Here is a 21,010-nt window from a genome sequence, read left to right on the forward strand (position 1 = left end):
TTAACACCCTATGTCATAAAATTGCCATGATCATTGGTTATGATGAGGTTGATCATCGATGAAACAGATCTCATTTGTTTCGTTCACAATAAATAATAATTCCAATTCATTTAGGGGTTAATAATATGATATCTCGGCGTAATTTGATTAAAAATGTGTCGCTAATTTCTGCAGCCTCATTACTCACACAAGCCGCTAATGCATCAACGGTGACACAACATACAGTGAATGAGTCAAATACACCGCCGCTTGATACATTGCGTTTTGGTGTCATTGCTGATCCACAATATGCGGCGATTCCCTCTAACAAAGGCAGTCGTTTTTATGCCAATAGTTTATGGAAACTTGAAGAATGCATTGCCGCATTTAATCAAACCGATTTACATTTTGTGATCACGCTCGGTGATATGATTGACCGCCATTGGAGCAGTTATGATGATATATTACCCATTTATGATCGGCTAAGGCACCCTAATTTTTTTGTGTTAGGCAATCACGATTACTCGGTCGCGGCTGACTACCTTCAATCCGTTGCTCGAATCAATGGTTTAGATAACACCTATTATGACTTTTCAGTTGGGCAATACCGCTTTATTGTGTTAGATGGTAATGATGTGAGTTTATTTGCTCCGCCTAAAGGTAATCCTTATCTTGGTTTGGTTGATGATCCTCGCATTGCGATTGCAACCGAACGTTTGGCTAATTTACAAGCTAAGGGCGCGATCAATGCAAAAAGTTGGAATGGTTCCCTGTCTGAAACGCAATTTAATTGGCTCAAGTTAACGTTAGCTGCAGCAAACGAGAATCACGAGTCGGTGATTGTTTTTTGTCACTATCCTGTGTTTCCGGCAAATGAGCATAATTTATGGGACAGTGACGAACTCGTTGAGCTGCTTACTGCTTATCCCAATGTTTTAGCCTATTTTTGTGGTCACAATCATCAAGGTAATTATGGTAAGTTAGCGGGCAAACATTTCATTAATCTAAAAGGGATGGTCGAAACCCCGACAACAACGGCGTATTCGATTGTCACGCTATCTGAAAATCGTTTGGATATTGAAGGTTTTGGACGTGAAGAAAGTCGTTCACTTGCAATTTAGCTATCCTCGACGGAAAGTAGAATGATCGATTTTACAGCGAATAAAGGATATGTCTTTAAACCCCGTTTATATCAGAGCGTCTATTTGATGGCTGACTGGACTATAGCCGACGAATAATCATGCTGTTTTTACACTATAATTCACTATTATGATAAAAAAATAACGAAAAAAGCACAGTTAAGCGTAGATTTGCAGCGAACAGATGCTTCGCTGCCGTGTCATAGCCTATTTAAGGTCGTTCACCTTCAAGGATGCGTTTTTCGATCTCGTCTAATACCGGTGGCAAGTCTGCAATCGTATCTATTACATAATGTGCGCCAGCGGCTTTCATTTTTTTAGCGGCTTCATGACGTCGTTTTTTTTGTTGTTCAGGTGAGAGCGCTTGCCATTCATCTAAACTTAATCCAACTTCGTTACCACTTATCGTTACGCCGACAGTCCAGGTGCCTGCATTTAATCCTTCTTTTATTCCCACACCAGTATCGTCAACTTTAACCGCGGTATAAGGATAACAAATGCCCAGATCTGCAAAAGTACGATACATCATTAATGGAGAAGGCCGGCCTTGTGATAAATCACCTGCACATACCAGATTATCTGGCATATAGCCTGCATTGGCGGCTAAGGGTAACAACTTTTCCATGATGGGGCGGTTATAACCAGTCGTTGAACCGATTTTTATATTACGTTTACGCAGTTCCCCAATCAATTCAAGTGTGCCAGGAACCAGTTGGGCAAAGTCTCCAATAATCGCCATGTTCATCGGCGTAAAAACGTCATATAGATGTGTAGCATCATCATCTGTTGGTGGGTGGCCATAACGTTGTTGCCACTGTTGATTAATCGCTGGTAAAGCAAGTAATGCTTTTATATGATCGAGTTTTGCCATGCCCATTGGCGTACGGGCTTGTTCAATCGTGAGCTGAATATCAAATTTGTCAAATAATTTAACAAATGCCCCCATCGGTGCACACGATCCAAAGTCAATTGTCGTACCGGCCCAATCAAATACGACAGCCGAAAGTTTATATTTATTTTTCATGGTTATTCCCATTTATCTCAGTTAATCTTCATTTTTTGCATGCAATATTTTATTGTATCAACGACTTGTCGAATTTCTTTGCTACCAATTGCACCAATGCATCCGATACGAAATGTCTCAATATCCGTGAGTTTGCCTGGATACAACATAAATCCTTGTGATTTGATATCATTATAAAATGTTTTAAAGTCATAATTTGGTGACGTCGGAGCTAAGAAGGTAATAATAATAGGCGAAATATAATCCGGGTTTAAAAAAGGTTTTAATCCCTGCTCTGATAAGCCATCAAGTAACATTTTACAGTTTTCTGTGTAGCGAGCTAAACGAGCGACTTGACCACCTTCTTCAATAAATTGTTGCACTGCTTCCGCTAATGCAGCAACGACATGCGTTGGCGGAGTAAAGCGCCATTGCCCTGTACGTTCCATGTAAAGGTGCTGGTCATAAAGGTCAAGTACTAATGAGTGGCTATTGTTAGCACATTTAGCAAGTATTGCTTTTCTAATGAAGACAAAGCCCATGCCAGGAACACCTTCTAAACATTTGCCACTTGCTGAAATGAGGGCATCAAAGGTAACGTCTTGACTGTCAATGGGTAGGGCACCAAATGAGCTCATTGCATCGACAATTAAGCCGACATTAAATGCTTTACACAGTTCACTGATTGCGACTAATGGATTAATGATTCCGGTACCTGTTTCACAATGAATGAAGCCCACATGTGTGATTGTTGGATCCGCTTGTAAGGCAGCTTTAACCGTATCTGGATCAATGGGTTCTTGCTCTATTTGACTTAAGATCGTTGTTTTACGCCCCATCATGTTAGATAGTTTGGCCATACGTTTGCAATAAGCGCCATTATCGAGAACTAAAAGATGCCCCCCTTTTGGTACTATGGTGGCGATTGCAGCTTCAACAGAAAAAGTACCACTACCTTGTAATGGTACGACCACATAGTGTCCTTGGTCATTAATGATATCTAATAATTGTTGGCGTAATTTGGCCGTGAGTGCATTAAAATCACTATCCCAAGATCCCCAGTCCTTTAACATCGCTAACTTGGTTCTCAGTGTGGTTGTCAGTGGGCCTGGGGTCAGTAAAATATTGTCTCTGTCCATATTATTTCCAGTAAGTTTTTAGGTTGAATTATTATGACTGGCGCCAGCGTTGTGTACGCTGATCAACAAACCATCCAAGTAATAAATAAATAGCGGTTGCCGCCATTGAAATAGCCGTAATCATTACCGCCATCGCGGTTGCTCCGCCAACATCACCCGCATCATCTAAATTCAAAATAGCAATTGAAGCAAGCTGGGTTTCGGGTGAATAAAGGAAGATCACAGCTGAAATTGTGGTCATTGCATTAATAAAAAAATATCGTGATATATCGATAAGACTTGGTAAACATATCGGTAATGTGACACGCCACATTGTTTTATAAAACGGTACTTTTAAGGAGTCTGATACTGCTTCAAACTCTTTATCAATCGCTTTTAAGGCGGTAACCATTGTCATGTGGCAGGTCGTGTAAAAATGAATAACCGTACACAATATTAATAATGGCATCGTTTGATATAGCATATTAAGTGGGTTCGTTGGGGCATTAAAAAAGAAGATGTAACCTAACCCCAACACTAGACCCGGCACGGCCATCGGTAACACGACTAACAACCGAATAATGGTATGTAAATAATAAAATCCTTTGGTTTTTTCCAAAATATAAGCGCCTAAAAATACTAAACCCGTGCCAAGCAATGTGGTGCCAACTGCTAAAATTAAGCTATTTGAGATAGCAACACCTAATTCAGAATCGAATAGTACAGACCGGTAGTTAAGCAAACTCAGTGTCAGGTTATAGGGCCAAAAGCTAACAAAAGAGGCGTAAACAGCCATTAAAAACATAGCCAGCATTAATAGACCAATCAAACTGCAATATGTCATCATTATTCGATCAAATCGTAAATTCACTTTCGGGATTAATGTGACTGCCCGTGCTGATAACGAAGCGCTATGTTTATGGCGTATGATGTAATCAACACTGAATGTGAGTAACGCAGGTAACAATAGCAACATTGCAACTACCGCCCCTTGCTGAAAATCTTGCTGACCAATAATTAAACGGAAAATATCGGTGGCCAATACATCAAAGTCACCACCAACAATTTTAGGGATTCCAAAATCCGTTATTACCAAGGTAAATGAAACTAATGATGCTGAAATTAAACCATATTTAATACTGGGCAAAGTGATCGTAAAAAATTTACGTATATTACTCGTACCAAGCGCATTTGCAGCCTCATAAAGTCGACCATCAGCGAGTGATAATGCGGTGACCAAAATCATAAGAACATGCGGAAAAATAGCAAAGCATTCAGCTAATATAATACCGGATGCGCCATATATACTGTCAAACCCTAAACATTGCCAGACAGATTTAGCGATGCCTTGATTACCAAACCAGTATATTATTGATATTGCGGCAAGGAGCGAGGGCGATAAGAGGGGGAGTAACGTGAGCGAACGCAAGAGTTTTTTAAACGGCATACAGCTTCGAGTTAATGCATAAGCAAACGTTAATGCTAAAGGCATAACGATCAGTGTGACTATCACGGCAACAAATAGACTGTTAAATAGACTTGTTAATAATGATGGAGAACTCAGATAGCGGGTTATCGCTGTTGCACCAGACATCTTTGAATAAGAGTCATCAAAGATTTGCCATAAGATTGCTAATAAGGGGCCAATTAAAAAAATACTCAATAACAATAAGATGATGAGTAGCACTAAAAAGACCAATCCATTACCATTTTTAATACCATTAAATCGTTTAGCATAACCATGTGGTGAACGGTTTTTGGTTGATACGCTTAGCATTTTATTATACCGAAAAAACATGAATACGATCAGTGCGAATGGCAAACGGCAGGGACTGACCTTGTTTAAGATTCAGATCATACATTTGGTTCACTGAAAATTGTAACTGTAATGATTGGTGAGCTAATCGACTCACTTCGAGTTCAGCAAGACATTTTCCACCTAAAAATTCAATGTGTTTAATAATCCCAACACAGTGATCGTTATGAGCGGGTAATTGTTCGATAATACGATCTTCTGGTCGCAGATAAAGTTTGACTTTTTCACCGTGTTTAAACCGTTTTTTTTGTTGACTTTGTAAACGTAATTCACCACATCTAAACCAATGATTACCTTCTGCAATTGCATCAAGGCAGTTAATTTTACCAACAAAATCAGCGACAAAAGGTGAGACAGGATTTCGATAAATCTCAAGTGGGCTACCAATTTGCTCTATAATGCCATGATTCATGACAACGACGCGGTCTGCGATTGAAAGCGCTTCTTCTTGATCATGAGTAACCATAATTGTTGTTAAGCCAAGCTGCTTTTGTAAACGGCATATTTCATTACGTAGATGAACTCTGACGGTTGCATCAAGTGCAGATAAGGGTTCATCAAGCAGGAGTAAATTAGGTGATGTTGCAAGTGCTCTAGCTAAAGCAATACGCTGCTGTTGTCCTCCTGACATTTGCGTTGGGTATTTATCACCACTGTCGGCTAAACCAACCAAATTAAGTAATTCAGTTACACGAGTTTTGATTGCGTCAGTACCATATTTTCGATTAACCAGTCCATAAGCAATATTTTTGGCGATAGTCAGATTGGGGAACAACGCATAAGATTGAAACACAATACCATAGTCACGTTCGGCTGGGTGACGATGTGAAATATCGAGTCCTTGTTGAATAATTGTCCCCGATGATTGTTTTTCTAGACCCGCAATAATCCTGAGTAGTGTCGTTTTTCCACAACCGGAAGGGCCTAAAAAACAGACTAATTCTCCTTGATTAATAGCGAGATTAATCTCATTTAAAGCCGTAAATTGACCAAATTGTTTGTTGATGTGTTTTAACTGTAAATAAGATTCCATCAGCCAGTATCCCCTTTACTTATTTTTTGGCTCTGATTTGTTCGCATAACGAGAGCTCCACTCTTTCAAAATGGTATTTCGTTCACTGGCTGCTAAATCGAAATTCATCGGTATTAAACGTGATTCATAATCATCTGGAATATTCGACAGTTTTTCTGCAACACCTGGTTGCCCAGTAATAGCGAAACTTTTACCATAGAGTTTCATTGCTTCAGTACTCGATGCCCAATCAGCTAATATTTTGGCAGCGGGTAGTTTTTTTGTACCCACATGGATAGCAAATGCTTCGACATCCCATCCGAGTCCTTCACTAGGGAAAATCAGATCAATAGGTGCACCTTTGGCTTTATTTGTATGCCCTCGGTATTCAAAAGAAATACCAATAACGTATTCGCCTGTTGCTGCCATATTGCAAGGTTTTGAGCCTGAATGTGTGTACTGAGCAATATTTTTATGAAGCCCATCCATAAATTGCCATCCGCCTCCCTTACCTTGTTCATCCCCCCACATTTGCAGCCAACTGACAACATCAAAATACCCTGTACCCGATGACGTTGGATCTGGCATGACAATTTGGCCTTGATAAATGGGTTTTAATAAATCATGCCAGCTTTCTGGTTTAGGCAGGTGTCTTTTTTCTGCTTCAATGGTATTGAAACAAACCACTGCGCCAGTCACATCAAGTCCCCACCAATAAGGTGGATTATGGCTATCTCGATAATCCGATTTAATATTGACTAAATTTTGTGGGGCATAAGGTTGGAGCATTTGCTGTTGTTTAAGTACTCCTAGTCCTGTAATAGCAACACCCCATACAACATCCGCCTTGGGATTGCTTTTTTCTGCCAATAATTTAGAGACAATAACCCCCGTTGAATCACGCACAATACGGAGCTGAATATCGGGATGAACAGCATTAAATGCTTTTTGGTAAGTTTTAATTTGATCGGTTTCAAGCGCAGTATAAACCGTTAATTCCGTTTTATTGGCGAAAGCATGCGGTGATAAAGCAAAGAGGATACTGATGGCCAGTATTGATTTTAATTGTTTCATGTTAATTCCTGATTATGAATTAATTTAGGTAAAGTATAAAAAAAATCTGTGTCATTTTAATGACAGTAACAGAAGGTAAACGGGGTTTAAGGTTAGGGCGTAAGTTTGTTTTAACTTATCTATTTCGTCAAAATAACGATTGAAATAATAAGTAAATATTTTAAATAGTGCATACTTTTCTAAGATTAATTGGTTTAAGATACTTTTATGGTTTATTTAGTCAATACAATGTGACGATTATGCTGGTCAATTCAAATACTCAAAACGAACACTTCGGAACCTTACTTGGTTATGCGCCAGGTGGGGTTGCAATCTTTTCTTCAGACTATTCGACGGTGAATAAACAAGATTACCCTGATGATGCCTCTTTTCGTAGCTATATTGGTCATGAATATATGGGCTATAAATGGCAGTGTGTTGAGTTTGCGAGGCGTTTTTTGTATCTTAATTATGGTACAGTGTTTACGGATGTAGGAATGGCATATGAGATTTTTTCATTGCGTATTTTGCGTCATGTGGTCGATGAGGCATTATTACCCTTACAAGCTTTTGCCAATGGTAGTCAAAAGTCACCTGTCGCTGGAGCTTTATTGATCTGGCAAGAGGGAGGGCACTTTAAACGTACTGGGCATGTGGCTATTGTCACCGATGTTTTAGCTGATAAAGTCAGAATAGTTGAACAAAATGTCGTTCATGCACGTCTACCTGCTGGACAACAATGGACCCGAGAATTACCCTTGTCAGTGATTGACGGGCATTACCATTTGCAAGATACATTCAGTGATACCACGATTTTAGGGTGGATGATTCAAACCGATGATACGACCTATAGTTTGGAACAGCCAACAACGCCCGTTGATTTTCGTCCAATTCACTGTGCTCATGTCCCTAATCATGGACAGTTTGATGGTGAATGGCTAGATGCGAATGATCCTGTTCAAGATGCTTATATTCAAGCTAATGGTCATGCCGTTAATCATGATGATCCCTATCAGTATTTTACAATATCAGAAAGTGCTGAACAGGAATTGATTCGGGCTACCAATGAGCTACATTTAATGTATTTGCATGCAACGGATAAAGTATTAAAAGATGATAAATTATTACGTAATTTTAATATTCCTGAAATTTTATGGCCACGCTTACGTTTATCATGGCAAAAACGTCGTTATCAAATGATCACTGGTCGATTAGATTTTTGCATGGATGAACGTGGTTTGAAAGTCTATGAATATAATGCAGATTCGGCATCTTGCCATACCGAGACGGGATTAATCTTACAAAAATGGGCACAGCAAGCGGAATTATCTGTTGGCTCAAATCCCGGGGATAAACTGTTAGATACCCTTGCCGATTGTTGGAAACATAGTGACGCTAAAAAGTTTGTACATATCATGCAAGATAATGATAAAGAAGAAAATTATCATGCATTGTTTATGCAACGTGCTTTAACACAAGCCGGATTTGAAAGTAAAATCTTACATGGGTTGGATGATTTACATTGGGATAAACAGGGGCAATTAGTTGATAATGATCATCGAAAAGTAGGCTGTGTTTGGAAAACTTGGGCATGGGAAACGGTGCTTGAGCAGCTACGTGAAGAGAGTGAATCACAAGTATCAGCGCCACCAATACGTACTGGCCATCCTGAAAATCATGTGCGTCTGATTGATGTATTACTACGCCCAGAAGTTTTAGTTTTTGAACCGTTATGGACAATTATTCCAAGTAATAAAGCGATTTTACCCGTATTGTGGTCACTATTTCCTGATCATCGCTATTTACTGGAATCAACATTTTCATTAAATCAGGATTTGGTTGAAAAGGGGTATGCTGTTAAGCCGATTGCTGGGCGCTGTGGTAACAATATTGAACTCGTCAGTCACAATGAACAAGTGCTAGATAAAACAGCCGGACGCTTTGAACAACAAGAAAATATTTATCAGCAATTATGGTGTTTACCCAAAGTGGCTAACCAATATGTGCAAGTCTGTACCTTTACGGTTGGTGGACATTATGGTGGGACCTGTCTACGATCCGACACCTCATTGGTAATTAAAGGTGAAAGTAGCATGGAACCATTAAGAGTGTTACGTGATGAGGATTTTACAGGCTAATTTATTGATGCCTTATTTATATTACGATATTAACGCATTCTTAAGCACTAAGAATGCGTCTTTTTAATGCTATTGAGCAATATTTGCAGAGGCTTTTACTGCTTCGATAACGGCATTACGTAAGCCAAATTTTTCTAGCTGGGTGACGCCGCGGATAGTGGTGCCCCCAGGTGAACAGACGCCATCTTTTAACTGCGCAGGTAGCATGTCTTGTTCCAATAGAACCGTTGCTGCCCCTAGTACGGCTTGCTTACTGAGTAAATAGGCTTCTTCACGCGATAATCCCGCCAGCACACCGGCATCAGCTAATGCCTCAATAAATAAGGCCACATAAGCTGGCGAACAGCCAGCTACAGTACTACTAATATCAAGCTTAGATTCATCAACAAGGGCAATTTTACCGATTGCCGAAAAGAGCTGTTTTGCCTCATCTAACTGTTGAGCCGAGACCTGTTTTGCCGCGCTCATAGCTGTCATCCCTTGGCAAACGGCACTTGGAATGTTGGGAATAGCACGAATGACGGCAATATGCTGTGGTAAGTGCTGGTAAAATTGCGCTAAAGTAAATGATGATGCGGCCGAAATCACAATCGTGTTGTCTTTTAAATCTGCGTTAATTTCATCAAGAATTGTGGGTAAAATACGTGGAATGACAGCTAAAATAACGATGTCTGATTTTTTGACCAATTCTCGATTATCAGTATGAAATTGACACCCCAGTTGTTCAGCTAAGGTTTTTGCTTTCCCACTCGAACCACCACTAATTAACAAGTGCTCTGGCGTAGTGTAATGGCTTTTTAATAAACCTTTTAATACTGCTGAGCCTAAATGGCCCACGCCAATCATGCCAATCTTTTTCATTTTTTCTCCTATCATCTTTTCGCAAATCAATGGGTTACTATATCGCTAATTGAGTAAAAGTGATAGGGCATGATGGTATTTAAGTGTATTTCGTTGGGATAGGAGAAATCAGAAAAGCCATCTACAGCGAGATGGCTTATGGATTGCCTTATTTATTTGACATTAATTTTGATTTTTCAATGCAGCTTGTAACGGCATTGATCACGGACGGCCTAAAACCGGTATCTTCTAATGTTTTTACTGCTTCGATAGTGGTTCCACCCGGTGAGCAGACCATATCTTTTAACTCCCCAGGATGTTTGCCCGTTTCAAGTACCATTTTAGCAGAACCCATGACCGCTTGTGCTGCAAATTTATAGGCTTGAGCACGAGGCATACCGGCAAGGACCGCGGCATCGGCCATCGCTTCGATAAACATAAAGACATATGCCGGAGAGGAACCACTGATACCCGTTACCGCATGGATAAGGTATTCAGGTACGGCTTCAGACTCACCTAAGCTGTTAAAAATCGTAGCAATTGCTTTTAATTCAGTAGCCGTAACGTTTTCATTTTCAGTGAGTGATGACATCGCAGCATTCACTAAAGCGGGGGTATTTGGCATCACACGGACAATTTTATAGCCTTTACCAAGCTCTTTTTCCATGGTTTCAAGTGTCACGCCAGCAGCGATAGACACAATAATCGTTTTTTTCGATAATTTAGGCTTAATCGTTTTTAACACATTTGGAACAGTATTGGGTTTGACGGCTAAAAATAAAATATCCGCAGCTTCAGCCACTTTAACTTCAGAATCAGCCGCATTAATGTTAAGTTCTGCACTCAGTTGTTTCACTTTATCGTGTAAAATATCAAATACAGTGATTTGTTCTGGTTTCGCCACTTTACTGGTTAATAGTCCCTTGATAATGGCTAATCCCATATTTCCTGAACCAATAAATCCAATATGTTGTTTCATAAATCTTTACTCCCCTCAATGATGTTAAAATTCAATTAAAGGAGCCGTAAGTTGCTCCTTAATCAAAATTCGGATGGTTATGATTTGTCTGCGGGTTGTTTTTTCTTTAAACCCAAAATCTCAGGTTTATTCACCACAATAATCCCTAAGCAAACGAGTACTAAGCCGATCGCAAGGGGTAAGGTAAATACGTCTTGACCAATCATGATAGCGAGTAGACTACCTGATACCGGCATAAAGAATTTAAACATCGATACTTCACCAATTTTGGCATATTGTACGACCCAATACCAAAGGCCAAATGTGACGCTTGATAGTAGGGCTAAAAAGACTAACAGAACGGTACCTAAGGTTGTCCAGTGAATTAAGCTTAGACTTCCACCCATCATCAGACCAATCACAAATAGGGCAATTGAACCAATCAGCAGATTCCAACCTGTCATAACAAAAACGGGCAATGTTGAACCAATTGCACGAGCTTGCATCATGCCAATGGCGGCAACTAAACCATACAGTAACATAAAGCCATCACCTAATAAGTTAAAGCTAAATAACTGTGAAATATCAGCTGTTGGTTTGGTAATATTAACAATAATCAAACCAGCAAAACCTAAAATTAAGCCGATCCATTTTGCTTGGTTCATTCGGTCATTTTTATACGCAAAATGTGCTAATAAAATTGAAAAGAAAATCGATGCCTGTGCCAATACGGTCGATTTGATTGTGACGGTATGCACTAATCCAATGTTAAAGAAAAAGTAAGCTGCGGTTGTACTGACGAGCCCCATTGAAGTGACATCTATCCACTGTTTTTTGGTCACTGCAAAAATATTTTGTTTCATGCAGGCAGCCATCATTAACGTCATAATTCCAGCAAGAAAAAAACGTAAACTGATAGCCGTTAAGACTTGTCCATTGTAATTATCACCGAGTAATTGTGGTAGTAAATTCATCTCCTCATACATGACTTTAACTAATGGAAACGGGGTGCCCCAAAGCACATTAACAAAAATAGATGTTAGTGCTAAAACGAGCGCACTTGGTGCTATTTTTTTAGCGATGTTATTCATCGTGATATCCTCTAAATTTAAATTTGAACATAGCTAAAGAGTTAGCAGATTAACTGTTTAGCTATGTCCAAACCCCTATGCAACAAATACATAATAGGTTTGGCTTTATCAGACATCAAAATGTATCCATTATTAAATCACGATTGGATACATTTTGCTATATCATTTATAAAAAATGTATACATTTTTATCGAATAAAACGATATCAAATTGAAATAATTAAGATTATTGATGATTGATAGAGAGGCTTATTGATCATTGCACCGTGCTAAATGAATCAAAAAGCCTTGATAAATATGTAGAATAAACGTTATTGAGTGACTTTATTACATGGGGTTTGATAGTGCATCAAGCTATCTTTTGTCGATTGAATATGTTGTTCTAGCACGATAATAACGCGATTAACGTCTCTTTCCTTACATGCATTAAGAATTTCAAGGTGGTCTGAATTAACGGTTTTTATATCCGTTGCGTTTGTCATATCTAGATGAAAATTTGCATAAGGTGATGAGGTACTCATACAATAAAGTTTAATCAGCGCGGTTAATTGTTTATTTTTCGCGGGTTCACACAAACCTAAATGAAATAAACGATTATTTTCAGCCCATTCCCCCGGTGTTTGTGAGTGATGGTATTGTTCTAAAATCTGTTCAAGATGATCAATATCGGCTTGGGTCATTTTAGGTACAGCAAGTTTTGCTGCGCGACACTCTAATGCAATACGAATATCGAGTAGGTCACAAATATCATCGATACTTGGCGCGGCAACTACAGCACCACGATTCAGTTGTGTTTTGACTAGACCTTCCATCTCTAATTGACGTAAGGCTTCTCTAACGGGGATTCGACTAGCGTTAAAACGTTCTGCAAGTGCCTCTTGTCGTAAACGCGTACCTGGCACAATTTGGCCACTTAAAATATCATTTCGTAATTCATCTCGAATTTTATACGATAATGATTTCTGATTTGGTTTTGATTTTGTTACACCCATATTTACTCATCTTGTTTTTGCTTATTATAATAATTATCTTGTTGAATAAATGTTGATTATTCAACAGTACCTAATGCTTCACTCAATTGAGATATCCAATATCATCCTGACAAACCTAACTTTTTACGGTGATATAAACCGTTTACTCATGATCTAACCGTAAAGAGGGGGTCCTTTGATTTATGATTAACCTTGATACATTTTCAATAAAAATAGGCAAACCAGAGCATCACCTTGATGGCGGTTTATGGCTTGTCACTACATCATAAATCTATTTTCTGCCACTTTGCTAGCACATAATATAAATCAAAATCTTGATTAAAACCAATTTTTACTGCGCTAATTACTGATATGCTAGCGCTTACAATAAAGATTTGTATAATAGATTTGTCATTAATCATATCACATGGAGCAAGGCATGTTTTTAAAACGGATATATACAGTTTTTATATTACTTTTATTGTCTGGATTGGTCGCGGGTTGCCAAACACTTGGCCAATATAGCTTATCTGAACAATTTGTGAATAGTGCCTTACAAAAACAGCTAAGTCATTATAATCAAAGTGTTGATGCAGGTGATCTGTTTAAAATGAATGTCACATTTAACGATATGAATCTTAATATTGGTCGGCAAGAGGCTAATAAAGTGGTTGCTGATGGCACCGCTAAAGCTGCTATCCAAACGCCATTGGGTAAACAAAATGTGAGCTTACGTTTAAATTTAAAAGCATTACCTGAATTAAATAAACAGCAAAATGCCATTTTTTTACGTCAGGTCGAAATTGCCGACTATCAACTTGATTCCAGTTTAGGTTCAATCAGTTCAGGGCTATTTTTGCCTTATCTTAATCAAGCATTACAACTGTACTTTGAACATAATCCCGTTTATCAATTGGATAAAACGAATCAGTTAGAGTACTTAGCTTTCCAAACCGCTTCAACAATAAAAATTGAACAAGGTAAATTTGTTTTTTCACTCAAGTAATTCGCTGTTGATCTAGGTGAAACAGTAAACGGTATAAAAGGTCGTTGTGTGCATAATACATCGACTAAGACGTTTGATGAGATCTTAATTATGAACTCGCTACTTCTCGTGTCTGCTGACTAAGGGCACTACATATTAATCGTGATTTTTAAGTTGGCTTACCGAGGAGGTTGAAGATGTTTATCTTAACCCATCAGACTTATAGATAAACAGTAAACGTGTTGTTAGGGTAAAATTTTTACGATGTCTGAACAATGATTATGGAAAAAAATAAAGAACAATTGAATTCTTAATATTCTCTTAATCTTTTTTTTGTTTAATAACCGTATCAACTTGATAAAGGAGAAAAGAGATGAAAAAGATTATCCCATTATTTACAGTCGTAACATTAATGTTTACCGGTGCGGCAATGGCTAAACCAACGCCTCCAGGCCCTGGTGGATTTATCGGTGATCAAGCAACTCAAGAACGATGCGTGGGTGGACCTGCTGATTGTCGTGGTCCACAAATGGGGGGAATGGGTGGTTTTCAAGGCCCATCCATCAGTGTTAGCACTGTAGAACAAGTTAAACAGATGAACGATGATCAAAAAGTTGCATTACGTGGCTATATCATTCAGTCATTAGGTGATGAAGACTACATGTTTAAAGATGATACCGGCACAATTCAGGTTGAAATCGACCATAAACGCTGGAGAGGCCAGGTCATTACACCAAATGATTTAGTTGAAATCCAAGGTGAAGTAGACAAAGATTGGAAATCGATCAATGTTGATGTGAAACGCATTATTAAATTACATGCTGATAAATAAATATTTTGCTAACCAAAATGTCAATATATCGACTTTTGGTTAGATGTATTTTTGGCTGGTTGAACAGATAGTTTATTGTCATATTAGTCATTAGAGGTCATGTTATGAAAAATAAATGGTTTCAAGTCACCGTTGCGGTTGTTATTTGGGGATTTATTGCTAACAGCTTATTTTCGCATCATGGTGGCATGATTGGTCGCTTTATGCATCGCACGGTCGGACGAGTTTTACCGCCTGAAATTTTAGGTATACCCAGTTTAACCATTGTGTTTATTATTTTTACTGTTATTTTTGCGCGTTTAGCTTATTTATTTATTTTTAATGAAAAAGAAGAATCTGCAACGAAATCATAGGTTGAACATCATTAATTTGTTGATAATGATGGTTTTCTAGCGTGTCATAAACACAATAAGATAAAGGGCGTTGTAATCAACGCCCTTTAGTGAGAGATTATTTTTGTTCGCGTTCGATTGCACGATAGCCAATATCATGGCGATAAAAAGCACCATCCCAATTAATCGTTTTGACTTGTTCGTAGGCTCGCTTTTGAGCATCAGCAACAGATAAACCTAATGCAGTAACACAAAGCACACGACCACCTTGTGTATAAACCTGATCGCCTTTTAAGTGAGTTCCAGCATGGAATACTTTGCAATCACTCGCATCATGATGAGGTAGGCCACTAATTTTATCATCCATTTTATAATCACCAGGGTATCCACCAGCGGCCATGACGACGCCAAGCGCAGGCCTTGAATCCCAGTCTGAGTGGACGGTATTGAGTTTGCCTTCTGTTGCTGCCAAACATAATTTAACCAGATCGGATTGTAAACGCATCATGATGGGCTGTGTTTCAGGATCGCCAAATCGACAGTTAAATTCGATGACTTTAGGATGACCTTGCTTGTCAATCATCAGACCGGCATATAAAAAACCTGTATACGTATTGCCTTCGGCCGCCATTCCATTAACCGTTGGATAAATAACTTGATCCATGACGCGTTTGAACACGACATCGGTGACAACGGGTGCCGGTGAATAAGCCCCCATGCCACCTGTATTTAAACCGGTATCTTTGTCACCGACCCGTTTGTGGTCTTGACTGGTTGCCATCGGTTCAACATTTTTACCATCCACCATCACAATAAAACTGGCTTCTTCACCGTCTAAAAACTCTTCAATCACGACTCGATGACCCGCTTCACCAAAGGCATTGCCCGCCAACATATCATGTACCGCCTCTTCCGCTTCTTGTAATGTCATGGCAACAATCACGCCTTTACCTGCTGCAAGACCATCGGCTTTAATGACTATCGGTGCACCTTTTTGTTTTAAATAAGCCAGTGCGGGTGCGATTTCTGTAAAGTTTTGATATTCAGCCGTCGGAATATGATGACGTGCTAAGAAATCTTTAGTAAACGCTTTTGAGCCTTCAAGTTGGGCTGCGGCTTGAGTTGGGCCAAAAATATTGAGACCTGCTGCTCGGAATTTATCGACCACGCCCAAGACTAAAGGGGTTTCTGGACCCACAATCGTCAACCCAATTTTTTCTTTCTTTGCAAAAGCGAGTAAACCTTCAATATCGGTTGCTTTAATATCGACATTTTCTAAATTGGGTTCTAGCGCTGTCCCTGCGTTTCCTGGTGCAACAAACACTTTATTAACTAATGGTGACTGTACCACTTTCCAAGCCAGTGCATGTTCTCGACCACCGTTACCGATAATTAATACTTTCATCTAAAACCTCATTTAAACTAATTTTTAGAGAATAAAATTCATCATTTTCAATATGATTAATTAATTATATTAAAAAACTTTAAGCAAAAAACTACAAAAAAAAGTATCCAGCATGGAATAAAAAAAATGCCAATTTTAACTTTCAATATATATGATAATACTAAATTCCAAATTGCGGTTATTCCTTGTATTAAACCATTATCGGCATCGTATTTAACATCATATATCTCACTAATCATCATATAAATAGGTACAGGGATGAAAGCAATAATAAAAAAAATAATAGCGCCAATAATTGGGATATCAAAAATATCAAGCATTGATTTATGAGGCGTTTTTAATGTAATCATCATCCAACATATTTCCTAAATATCATTTGAAATATTAATGACGGAAATGCCTCATCTCGGTAAAAATCATAGCGATATTATGCTCATCAGCAGCTTGAATCACTTCTTCATCGCGGATCGAACCGCCAGGTTGAATCACACAGGTGATGCCAACTTGTGCCGCTGCATCAATGCCATCTCTAAATGGAAAGAATGCATCTGATGCCATAACTGAACCTGCAACTTGTAAGTTTTCATCTTGTGCTTTGATGCCTGCAATTTTAGCCGAGTAAACGCGGCTCATTTGCCCTGCACCAATACCAATGGTCATATTATTTTTGGCGTAAACGATTGCATTTGATTTTACAAATTTTGCTACTTTCCAGCAAAATAGGGCATCCGCCAGCTCTTTCGGGGTCGGTTTACGTTTACTCACAATTTTAAAGTCGTGTTCCGTCACCATACCAAGATCGCGATCTTGTACGAGTAGACCGCCATTGACGCGTTTAAAATCAAGTCCTGCAATCCGTTTTTGCCATTGTCCACAGGCTAATACACGAATGTTTTTCTTACTGTCGAGAATCGTCAAGGCATCACTATCGATATGAGGCGCGATAATGACTTCAACAAATTGCCTATCAATGATCGCTTGTGCTGTCCGCGCATCAAGGGCATGATTAAAGGCAATAATTCCGCCAAACGCTGAGGTTGGATCCGTTTGGTACGCATTCAAATACGCGTCATAAATTGATCCACTGATAGCTACACCACAAGGATTCGCATGTTTTACAATAACGCAGGCTGGCTCATTAAATTCTTTAACACATTCAAGGGCGGCATCGGTATCGGCAATATTATTGTAAGATAATGCCTTACCTTGTAACTGTGTGGCGGTTGCGACACTTGCTTCTTTAACGGCTTCTTCAACATAAAATGCGGCACGTTGATGGCTATTTTCGCCATAACGCATATCTTGTTTTTTGATATATTGTAGATTAATTGTGCGAGGAAAGTGCCCAGACGGTTTGTCTGTTTCACCAAAATAAGGGGGAACCAATTGTCCAAAATAGTTAGCTATCATGCCATCATATTTCGCGGTATGTTCAAACGCTTTGATAGCTAAATTAAAACGGTAATCTAAACGCAATCCATTTTGATGACTATCCATCATACTAATAATGTGACTATAATCATCACTGTCGACCACAATTGCCACATCTTTATGATTTTTAGCTGCAGAACGCACCATTGTTGGTCCACCGATATCGATATTTTCAACGGCTTGTTCTAATGTGCAATCTGGTTTAGCAACCGTTTGCGCAAAAGGGTACAAATTAACCACAACCATGTCGATCGGATCGATATGATGCTGAGCCATCACGGCATCATCGGTATCGCGTCGACCTAAAATGCCACCGTGAATTTTAGGATGCAACGTTTTGACTCTGCCATCCATCATTTCAGGAAAACCAGTATAATCAGAGACTTCAATAACGGGGATATTGTTTTCGATCAGTAACTTGGCTGTGCCGCCGGTGGATAAGAGTTCAACATGACGTTGTGATAGGGCTTTTGCGAATTCAACTATTCCTGACTTGTCAGATACACTAAGCAGGGCTCGACGAATAGGACGATGCGTTTGCATAGGACTTTCTCCAAATTAATCTTTGAAGGTTAAATTAGGACAGTAGTATACAGAATTTAAACAGAAAAGTTTAGTAATTTGAAATAATGTAGAAAAAATGACCTATACAAATAGGTCATTTTATATTGATGATTAGTTAGAAATAATCAAACGGCCATGTAAAGGTTGAATTGGTCGATTGTTATGGTGTTTGAACTCATGTTCAAACTTCTCAATCTCATCTTTAGATAAGGTCATTGTGTCTTTTAGAATGACCCATGTTACACCTTCAGTACATGGTGGCGTGGTTAAAGAACCTGAAAAACGATAATACCCTGTTGATTTTGGTAAGAATGCCGCAATGTTAATTTTATCAAAATCTACTGGCACTTCTTCTTCTTCACTTAAGATAGAAAGAAATTTCTCAACAACGGGATTTTTGTCACCTTCTTCAAACATGATTGCCATCACAAGTAACTCACCTTTGTCATTTTTATGAACAAAGTGACCTTCAAGTGGGAAAGATTCACCATTGATTTCATTTTCACTTGGTGCATGGAAGTGGAACTGTACTAATGTATACTTCTCACCATTTACAACAACGTAATCATTGGGATTTTTTTCATTGATTTGAATCGTATGCCCATTATTCACAATGTTACCTGAGGTTTCACCATAGTGGATTTCAAGATCAGTAACTTGTGCTTTAATTGCACCAGAGATATTGACTGGTGACTGATTTCTACCTAAATCACACATTTGGTATTCAGGTGTCAATTTCGCCCAGTTTTCAGGTGTTGCTTCACCTTCATAACCCCAATGCACGCCAGCCATAACTGGTGAAGCAAGTCCCATTGTAGCCATCAAAAGTGGCATCGCTTTGATTATTTTTTTCATACAAATTCATCCTTACAATAAAATACATTTTATATAAAATGTAGTCGCATTCTACGCCTTTTGTTATTGGCAACAAGTGGAGCATTTTAAAAATAGCATTTTTTATCCAATTTTTTCTGATTAATCTTGGCTATTATTTGGCTTTTCTAATGTTAAAACGGCAATCGATATGTAAAAGTGTCTATATATTAGTTAAAACAGGGAATCGGGGCTGAATCAAACTTTCAAATAAAATCAATAAGCTAAAATAGGCAGTTGGCGGAGAGTAATCACGTCGGAGTTTGATTTTTCAGCGTTTAAACCTTGGACCACATAAAATGGTACCAAGGCGCGATCAATTAGGCTATTTTTGAGCCAATTTTTATTGTAGCAGCGATATTGCGGGCACTCAGAAACAGATTTTTCTTAGCTGTAGTTGCATCTAAAGCCTCATCTAACGTACAAATTTGCGTTAAAATACTAAACATAGCGGAAATACCATAGGGATACACAATTTCAGCTTTATCACCTAAACTACCTACAATGGCAATAACGGGTTTATCATGTTTTTTGGCGATTGCGGCAACCCCAATCGGGACTTTACCATTAATGCTTTGGTGATCAAGTCTACCTTCGCCTGTAATCACTAAATCAGCCTCTTTGACTAAACGGTCTAAATTCAGTAATTCTGTGATAATTTCGATACCTGGCCGTAGTTTTGCGTTTAAAAATGCGAGCAGTGCAGCCCCCATTCCCCCCGCAGCACCTGTGCCAGGAATATGTTCAACATCAATATTGAGGTCTTGTTTGATAATCTTTGCAAAGTGTTTAAGATTGTTATCAAGCAAGGTTATGTCTTCTTTTGATGCCCCTTTTTGTGGACCAAAGATAGCTGAAGCCCCATTCTCACCGGTCAATGGATTGGTCACATCGCATGCGACTTCAAAATCACAGTGAGCTAATCTTGAATCCATTTCACTAATATCAATGTTGACAAGATCAGCTAATGCTTGACCACCATAGCCAATTTGCTGACCGGTTTTATCAAGTAGTTTTACACCTAATGCTTGTAGCATACCCGCACCACCATCATTAGTTGCACTGCCACCTATGCCGATGATAAATTTGCGTGTACCTTTGTCTAATGCATCATAAATTAATTCACCTGTTCCATAAGAGGTGGTGATTTTTGCATTACGTTTATTGAGTGGAACGCGTTCAAGTCCACTGGCGGCAGCCATTTCGATAATAGCACACTGATTATCTCCTGAAACGCCATAAAAAGCAGATCCTTTTTCACCCAAAGGATCGGTAATCGTTGTGTTTATGATGTGCCCATTTAGCGCATGAACCATTGCTTCAACGGTTCCTTCCCCACCGTCAGCAACCGGTAACAGGGTATATTGTGCATGAGGGTATATGTCTGAGAATCCCTCTTTTATTGTACTGGCAATATCGGAGGCACTTAGGCTTTCCTTAAATGAATCAGGCGCAATTACGATTTTCATAT

19 protein-coding genes are annotated in these 21,010 nt (G+C 38.9%); 5 read left to right on the forward strand and 14 right to left on the reverse strand.

What is annotated here, in order from left to right; all coding sequences use genetic code 11:
• Nucleotides 1-125: 125 nt before the first annotated feature.
• The gene (locus ABEA36_RS11435; RefSeq protein WP_345492275.1) at nucleotides 126-1,100 is read left to right on the forward strand and encodes a metallophosphoesterase; all 975 of its coding nucleotides are present in this window, start codon (nucleotides 126-128) and stop codon (nucleotides 1,098-1,100) included.
• Nucleotides 1,101-1,329: 229 nt separating this feature from the next.
• On the opposite strand, the gene phnX is transcribed toward ABEA36_RS11435, so the two are convergent.
• Genes phnX through ABEA36_RS11460 form a run of 5 tightly spaced genes read right to left on the reverse strand, consistent with a single transcriptional unit; the run spans nucleotide 1,330 to nucleotide 7,141 of the window.
• Nucleotides 1,330-2,142 (reverse strand): phosphonoacetaldehyde hydrolase, encoded by an 813-nt coding sequence (gene phnX, locus ABEA36_RS11440; protein ID WP_345492277.1) that lies wholly within the window; start codon nucleotides 2,140-2,142, stop codon nucleotides 1,330-1,332.
• Nucleotides 2,143-2,159: 17 nt separating this feature from the next.
• Nucleotides 2,160-3,260 carry a 2-aminoethylphosphonate--pyruvate transaminase gene (locus ABEA36_RS11445; protein ID WP_345492279.1) on the reverse strand — a complete coding sequence of 367 codons (1,101 nt, stop codon included), beginning with the start codon at nucleotides 3,258-3,260 and terminating at the stop codon, nucleotides 2,160-2,162.
• Between the two features lie 31 nt (nucleotides 3,261-3,291).
• Complete coding sequence (locus ABEA36_RS11450; RefSeq protein ID WP_345492281.1) at nucleotides 3,292-5,016, reverse strand: putative 2-aminoethylphosphonate ABC transporter permease subunit; 1,725 nt, start codon at nucleotides 5,014-5,016, stop codon at nucleotides 3,292-3,294.
• 4 nt (nucleotides 5,017-5,020) lie between these two features.
• The gene (locus tag ABEA36_RS11455; RefSeq protein ID WP_345492283.1) at nucleotides 5,021-6,088 is read right to left on the reverse strand and encodes a putative 2-aminoethylphosphonate ABC transporter ATP-binding protein; all 1,068 of its coding nucleotides are present in this window, start codon (nucleotides 6,086-6,088) and stop codon (nucleotides 5,021-5,023) included.
• Between the two features lie 15 nt (nucleotides 6,089-6,103).
• The gene (locus tag ABEA36_RS11460; protein ID WP_345492285.1) at nucleotides 6,104-7,141 is read right to left on the reverse strand and encodes a putative 2-aminoethylphosphonate ABC transporter substrate-binding protein; all 1,038 of its coding nucleotides are present in this window, start codon (nucleotides 7,139-7,141) and stop codon (nucleotides 6,104-6,106) included.
• Between the two features lie 239 nt (nucleotides 7,142-7,380).
• Here ABEA36_RS11460 and gss point away from each other — a divergent pair, with 239 nt between their 5' ends.
• Nucleotides 7,381-9,258: a bifunctional glutathionylspermidine amidase/synthase gene (gss, locus tag ABEA36_RS11465; RefSeq protein ID WP_345492287.1), complete on the forward strand. Its 1,878-nt coding sequence runs from the start codon at nucleotides 7,381-7,383 to the stop codon at nucleotides 9,256-9,258.
• Nucleotides 9,259-9,327: 69 nt separating this feature from the next.
• On the opposite strand, the gene proC (ABEA36_RS11470) is transcribed toward gss, so the two are convergent.
• The 4 genes from proC (ABEA36_RS11470) to ABEA36_RS11485 form a co-directional block, all read right to left on the reverse strand.
• Nucleotides 9,328-10,119 carry a pyrroline-5-carboxylate reductase gene (gene proC, locus ABEA36_RS11470; RefSeq protein ID WP_345492289.1) on the reverse strand — a complete coding sequence of 264 codons (792 nt, stop codon included), beginning with the start codon at nucleotides 10,117-10,119 and terminating at the stop codon, nucleotides 9,328-9,330.
• Between the two features lie 148 nt (nucleotides 10,120-10,267).
• On the reverse strand, nucleotides 10,268-11,077 hold the full coding sequence (proC, locus tag ABEA36_RS11475) for a pyrroline-5-carboxylate reductase (protein WP_345492290.1): 810 nt from the start codon (nucleotides 11,075-11,077) through the stop codon (nucleotides 10,268-10,270).
• Between the two features lie 77 nt (nucleotides 11,078-11,154).
• Complete coding sequence (locus ABEA36_RS11480; RefSeq protein ID WP_345492291.1) at nucleotides 11,155-12,147, reverse strand: DMT family transporter; 993 nt, start codon at nucleotides 12,145-12,147, stop codon at nucleotides 11,155-11,157.
• 310 nt (nucleotides 12,148-12,457) lie between these two features.
• Nucleotides 12,458-13,138, reverse strand: a complete 681-nt coding sequence (locus tag ABEA36_RS11485; protein WP_345492292.1) for a GntR family transcriptional regulator — start codon at nucleotides 13,136-13,138, stop codon at nucleotides 12,458-12,460.
• 418 nt (nucleotides 13,139-13,556) lie between these two features.
• Between ABEA36_RS11485 and ABEA36_RS11490 the strand changes: the two genes are divergently transcribed.
• The 3 genes from ABEA36_RS11490 (at nucleotide 13,557) to ABEA36_RS11500 (ending at nucleotide 15,287) form a co-directional block, all read left to right on the forward strand.
• Nucleotides 13,557-14,123, forward strand: a complete 567-nt coding sequence (locus ABEA36_RS11490; protein WP_345492293.1) for a DUF1439 domain-containing protein — start codon at nucleotides 13,557-13,559, stop codon at nucleotides 14,121-14,123.
• A 352-nt stretch (nucleotides 14,124-14,475) separates the two neighbouring features.
• Entirely contained in the window at nucleotides 14,476-14,934 is a 459-nt protein-coding gene (locus ABEA36_RS11495; RefSeq protein ID WP_345492294.1) for a YgiW/YdeI family stress tolerance OB fold protein, read from the forward strand.
• A 104-nt stretch (nucleotides 14,935-15,038) separates the two neighbouring features.
• Nucleotides 15,039-15,287 (forward strand): hypothetical protein, encoded by a 249-nt coding sequence (locus ABEA36_RS11500; RefSeq protein ID WP_345492296.1) that lies wholly within the window; start codon nucleotides 15,039-15,041, stop codon nucleotides 15,285-15,287.
• Nucleotides 15,288-15,384: 97 nt separating this feature from the next.
• On the opposite strand, the gene purD is transcribed toward ABEA36_RS11500, so the two are convergent.
• The 5 genes from purD to ABEA36_RS11525 form a co-directional block, all read right to left on the reverse strand.
• Nucleotides 15,385-16,671, reverse strand: a complete 1,287-nt coding sequence (purD, locus tag ABEA36_RS11505; RefSeq protein WP_345492298.1) for a phosphoribosylamine--glycine ligase — start codon at nucleotides 16,669-16,671, stop codon at nucleotides 15,385-15,387.
• A gap of 56 nt (nucleotides 16,672-16,727) precedes the next feature.
• The gene (locus ABEA36_RS11510; RefSeq protein WP_345492300.1) at nucleotides 16,728-17,024 is read right to left on the reverse strand and encodes a hypothetical protein; all 297 of its coding nucleotides are present in this window, start codon (nucleotides 17,022-17,024) and stop codon (nucleotides 16,728-16,730) included.
• 31 nt (nucleotides 17,025-17,055) lie between these two features.
• Nucleotides 17,056-18,645: a bifunctional phosphoribosylaminoimidazolecarboxamide formyltransferase/IMP cyclohydrolase gene (purH, locus tag ABEA36_RS11515; RefSeq protein WP_345492302.1), complete on the reverse strand. Its 1,590-nt coding sequence runs from the start codon at nucleotides 18,643-18,645 to the stop codon at nucleotides 17,056-17,058.
• 132 nt (nucleotides 18,646-18,777) lie between these two features.
• The gene (locus ABEA36_RS11520) at nucleotides 18,778-19,521 is read right to left on the reverse strand and encodes a carbonic anhydrase (protein WP_345492304.1); all 744 of its coding nucleotides are present in this window, start codon (nucleotides 19,519-19,521) and stop codon (nucleotides 18,778-18,780) included.
• A 338-nt stretch (nucleotides 19,522-19,859) separates the two neighbouring features.
• Nucleotides 19,860-21,008, reverse strand: coding sequence for a glycerate kinase (locus ABEA36_RS11525; protein ID WP_345492306.1), 1,149 nt, complete (start codon nucleotides 21,006-21,008; stop codon nucleotides 19,860-19,862).
• Nucleotides 21,009-21,010 lie beyond the last annotated feature (2 nt).

The sequence above is a fragment of the Orbus sasakiae genome, assembly GCF_039542345.1.
Lineage (GTDB): Bacteria > Pseudomonadota > Gammaproteobacteria > Enterobacterales > Orbaceae > Orbus > Orbus sasakiae.

Coding starts and splice junctions, on each gene's coding strand:
- ABEA36_RS11435 (WP_345492275.1), top strand. CDS start 126: ATGATATCTCGGCGTAATTTGATTAAAAATGTGTCGCTAATTTCTGCA.
- phnX (WP_345492277.1), bottom strand. CDS start 2,142: ATGAAAAATAAATATAAACTTTCGGCTGTCGTATTTGATTGGGCCGGT.
- ABEA36_RS11445 (WP_345492279.1), bottom strand. CDS start 3,260: ATGGACAGAGACAATATTTTACTGACCCCAGGCCCACTGACAACCACA.
- ABEA36_RS11450 (WP_345492281.1), bottom strand. CDS start 5,016: ATGCTAAGCGTATCAACCAAAAACCGTTCACCACATGGTTATGCTAAA.
- ABEA36_RS11455 (WP_345492283.1), bottom strand. CDS start 6,088: ATGGAATCTTATTTACAGTTAAAACACATCAACAAACAATTTGGTCAA.
- ABEA36_RS11460 (WP_345492285.1), bottom strand. CDS start 7,141: ATGAAACAATTAAAATCAATACTGGCCATCAGTATCCTCTTTGCTTTA.
- gss (WP_345492287.1), top strand. CDS start 7,381: ATGCTGGTCAATTCAAATACTCAAAACGAACACTTCGGAACCTTACTT.
- proC (WP_345492289.1), bottom strand. CDS start 10,119: ATGAAAAAGATTGGCATGATTGGCGTGGGCCATTTAGGCTCAGCAGTA.
- proC (WP_345492290.1), bottom strand. CDS start 11,077: ATGAAACAACATATTGGATTTATTGGTTCAGGAAATATGGGATTAGCC.
- ABEA36_RS11480 (WP_345492291.1), bottom strand. CDS start 12,147: ATGAATAACATCGCTAAAAAAATAGCACCAAGTGCGCTCGTTTTAGCA.
- ABEA36_RS11485 (WP_345492292.1), bottom strand. CDS start 13,138: ATGGGTGTAACAAAATCAAAACCAAATCAGAAATCATTATCGTATAAA.
- ABEA36_RS11490 (WP_345492293.1), top strand. CDS start 13,557: ATGTTTTTAAAACGGATATATACAGTTTTTATATTACTTTTATTGTCT.
- ABEA36_RS11495 (WP_345492294.1), top strand. CDS start 14,476: ATGAAAAAGATTATCCCATTATTTACAGTCGTAACATTAATGTTTACC.
- ABEA36_RS11500 (WP_345492296.1), top strand. CDS start 15,039: ATGAAAAATAAATGGTTTCAAGTCACCGTTGCGGTTGTTATTTGGGGA.
- purD (WP_345492298.1), bottom strand. CDS start 16,671: ATGAAAGTATTAATTATCGGTAACGGTGGTCGAGAACATGCACTGGCT.
- ABEA36_RS11510 (WP_345492300.1), bottom strand. CDS start 17,024: ATGATGATTACATTAAAAACGCCTCATAAATCAATGCTTGATATTTTT.
- purH (WP_345492302.1), bottom strand. CDS start 18,645: ATGCAAACGCATCGTCCTATTCGTCGAGCCCTGCTTAGTGTATCTGAC.
- ABEA36_RS11520 (WP_345492304.1), bottom strand. CDS start 19,521: ATGAAAAAAATAATCAAAGCGATGCCACTTTTGATGGCTACAATGGGA.
- ABEA36_RS11525 (WP_345492306.1), bottom strand. CDS start 21,008: ATGAAAATCGTAATTGCGCCTGATTCATTTAAGGAAAGCCTAAGTGCC.